The sequence below is a fragment of the Pseudomonadales bacterium genome, from assembly GCA_013215025.1.
In the GTDB taxonomy this organism is placed as follows: Bacteria; Pseudomonadota; Gammaproteobacteria; order Pseudomonadales; family DT-91; genus DT-91.
This window is the reverse complement of sequence record JABSRR010000221.1, coordinates 1-3,561: the sequence shown is the minus strand read 5'-3', so window position 1 is coordinate 3,561 and position 3,561 is coordinate 1. Positions and strand designations below refer to the sequence as shown.

At 45.2% G+C, this 3,561-nt stretch carries 3 protein-coding genes; all 3 read left to right on the top strand.

The features are described 5' to 3' along the window. Positions 1 to 339: helix-turn-helix transcriptional regulator (locus HRU21_12095; GenBank protein NRA43031.1), on the top strand; the 339-nt coding region annotated here is incomplete at its 5' end. A 238-nt stretch (positions 340 to 577) separates the two neighbouring features. After that, on the top strand, positions 578 to 2,122 hold the full coding sequence (locus HRU21_12090; GenBank protein NRA43030.1) for a sulfatase: 1,545 nt from the start codon (positions 578 to 580) through the stop codon (positions 2,120 to 2,122). Between the two features lie 50 nt (positions 2,123 to 2,172). Further along, positions 2,173 to 3,561, top strand: a 1,389-nt coding sequence (locus HRU21_12085; protein ID NRA43029.1) for a sulfatase, incomplete at its 3' end; no start/stop codon positions are given.

The window sequence follows — 3,561 nt, the reverse complement described above, 5'->3', positions numbered from 1 at the left end:
TTATCACAAATTATCTCAGATATACCCAATCAGCGCATTGTTCGGGTACAAAAGTATTTAACCGAGCATTATCAAAATGATATTGACGTTGACCAGCTAGCAGAGCAGTTTAAAGTCAGTCGTTCGTATTTAATGCGAGAATTTAAACAAGCGACCTCACAAACCATTAATCAATTTTTAACCGCTCATCGTATCGACATAGCCAAAAAATTATTAATGGACCATTCAGTCACTGAAACCGCTTTTGCTGTCGGCTTTAATAATTCCAATTATTTTAGTACGGTTTTCAAAAAAATGACCGGAAAAACCCCCAGAGAATTCCAACCACCTTCATCCTAACCTTTATTTTAGTTTGAAATAGTATCAGTAGACATTCCTAGACATAAGCCAACAAACTGATTTATATAAAATAAACATCGTGTTCACTATTTTAAAGACGCGCGATGGACAATTTTTGAGGCGCTGTTACCAACCTCCTTATATAACTATCATTATTAAAGCTAAACGAAATTCTTTGTTTATTTATTTATTTAAATAAACTTACTACGAAATAAGAAATAAAAATACGGATCATTTGATGAATAATACTTTTGCACCAACCGCACCACCGCTGCGCACCACCGCTGCGCTTAAACGCCTGGCCTCGGCTTTTTCTCTGCTGTGTTTGAGTATGACAAAAGCAAGTCGATACGCTCAAATGGCCACCTGCATCATTGCGCTGCTAAGCATGGCTACTGTAACAAACGTAATGGCTGCGGCCCAGAAGCCAAACGTGCTGTTCATTTCGGTTGACGACCTCAATGACTGGGTCGGTTATCTTGGTGGTCATGCGCAGGCTAGTACCCCGAACATAGATGCCTTGGCTGAGCAAGGCGCTGCCTTCACCCATGCCTACAGTTCAGCTACGGCGTGCGGACCGTCGCGTACGGCATTGATGTACGGCAGCTATCCACACCGCAGTGGTTCGTACGGCCATCATAAGGTCTACTCCCCGGCACAACTATTGGCAAAGGATCGATTACCTTTAAACCTGGTGTTTCAACAAAACGGCTATTACACGGCGGGTGCCGGCAAGATTTTTCACTTTGAGGAAAAGCGCGGCTGGCATAACTATCAGAAAAAATTCAAGGGGATCAAAACGAAGAATGAAGCGCTTGGCAACAACATCTCGCTAGAAATTGGCGTTCAGCAAACGGATAACGACAGTGACACCAAAGACGGCCAAATGACAGACTGGGTGATCAACGAGTTGCAGCGTAAGCACGACAAGCCCTTCTTCATCGCCCTGGGTTTAAAAAAGCCGCATCTGCCGTTTGTTGCACCGCGCAAATATTTCGCGCAACATGATCTAAAAACCATAAAGCTCCCTGTGGTGCCTGCGGGTGATTTGGATGACTTGTCCCAAGCTGGCAGGTTGTTCTCCCGCGCAACGGTGGGATGGGACGATACTAACCATCACAAGGCTATCCTTGAGGTGCCGGGCGCCTGGCAGAAACTGGTCAGGGCATACCTGGCCGCGAGCTCATTTGCGGATGCCAACGTCGGCCGCTTGCTGGCGGCTCTGCAAAGCAGTCCGTACCTGGACAACACCATTGTTGTACTCTGGGGTGATCATGGCTGGCACTTGGGAGAGAAGAGCCACTGGAAGAAAATGACGCTTTGGGAGCGCGGCACAAAGACCCCGTTCATCATCAAGATGCCAGGAGGCAAGGCCAACGGTATGCGCATCGAGACCCCGGTGAGTCTGCAGGATATTTTCCCGACATTAGTCGATTTATGTGAACTGAAAGTCGACCAGCAACTCGACGGCAATAGCCTGAAGCCATTATTGGAGGATCCGGCGACGATCTGGGACAAGCCAGCGCTGATGTCGCATGGTCCTGGTAACTTTGCCGTGCGCCAGGGACCGTGGCGGTTGATCCACTACGCCGATGGCAGCGAGGAGTTCTATAACATCAAGCAAGATCCGCAAGAGCTAACCAACTTAGCCAACTTAGCCGAGTACGCAGCGCCACTTGGCGCGTTGCAACAACATGTGCCCAAAACATGGCGCTATATCTTGGGCCCGCGCTTCAAGAAGTTTTCTGGCGCATTCAGTGAAGCGCCAGCAACGCAACAGTGAGCACGATAAACTCGCTCAAGTTAACATTAAAAAACGTATAGGAAATTAAGATGAAAAGAACAATACGCTATCCGCTATATTGTGCTTGTTTGCTGTTTAGTGTCATCACCAGCGGTGCTGAAAGTGCTGAAAGTGCTGAAAGTGCTGAAAAAGCAACACCAGATAGACCAAACATACTCTTTATCGCTATCGATGATCTGCGCGCTGAATTAGGGGTTTACGGCAATAAAGTGATCCAAACACCCAATTTAGATAAGTTGGCCGCGAGCGGCACGGCTTTTAACAATCATTTTGTGCAAGTGCCTACGTGTGGCGCGTCGAGGCACAGCCTGTTAACTGGCATGAGACCTAGCAGCCAAGGTCATTTGAAAAATGGTGTCACCGAAAAACTAACGTCTAATAAACCTGAAGCAGAGTTGCCAGAGTCTTTTATCCATCATTTAAAAAGAAACGGTTATTATACCGTTGGCATTGGCAAAATTAGTCATTCGCCAGATGGTCTTCTTTATAAGTCAAAGCAAAAACCCTCAAACAAAAGAGAGCTGCCTTATAGCTGGGATGAATTGCTCTTTGATAGTGGAAAATGGCAAACAGGTAAGAATGCCTTCTTTGCTTATGCCAATGGCGAAAACAGGCAAAGTCTGAAAAAACAAGTCAAACCCTATGAGGCAGGAAAAGTGGCGGATGACGGTTATCCTGATGGCCTGACCACAAAACTTGCTGTTGCTAAACTCAGGGAATTAAAGGGTAAATCAACACCGTTTTTTCTAGGTGTCGGTTATTTCAAACCCCACTTACCCTTTAATGCCCCTGAAAAATACTGGAACTTATATAAGGCAGAGGACATTCAAATTTCTGCAAATCCTGAGCTCCCGCAACACATAAATAAAAGTAGTTTACATGACAGTGCAGAATTTAATCAATACGCTTTGGGTGAAGAAAAAGCGAGCCTTAAGCGAGGTGTATCTGACGCTTATGCAAGGAAACTCACTCACGCCTATTATGCCAGTGTCAGTTATATAGACCAACAAGTGGGTGTATTGGTAGACGAAATTCACCAGCTTGGACTGGCTCAAAATACCATTATTATTGTTTGGGGCGATCATGGCTGGCACCTGGGCGATCAGCGCGTTTGGGGAAAACATACCATTTTTGAGAATGCACTCAATAGTGCATTCATTATTAAAGTGCCCGGTATAGCAGGCTCAAAAGAAGTAAATCAATCCATCATTGAAACAGTCGATATTTACCCGACACTATTAGCACTCACCAATATTGAGGCTGCTTCCCCTTTGGACGGGGATAGTTTTGTGGAATTAATAACTCACCCTAAAGTCAAGCAGGAAAATGTCGCTTATAGTTATTTCAGAAAAGGTATATCGTTAAGAACAAATAGATACCGACTTACAAAATATTTTAGAGAGCAACAACCGACAATC

What these genes read in the sequence shown, in the direction of transcription:
- HRU21_12090 (NRA43030.1), top strand. Translation starts at nt 578, where the DNA reads ATGAATAATACTTTTGCACCAACCGCACCACCGCTGCGCACCACCGCT.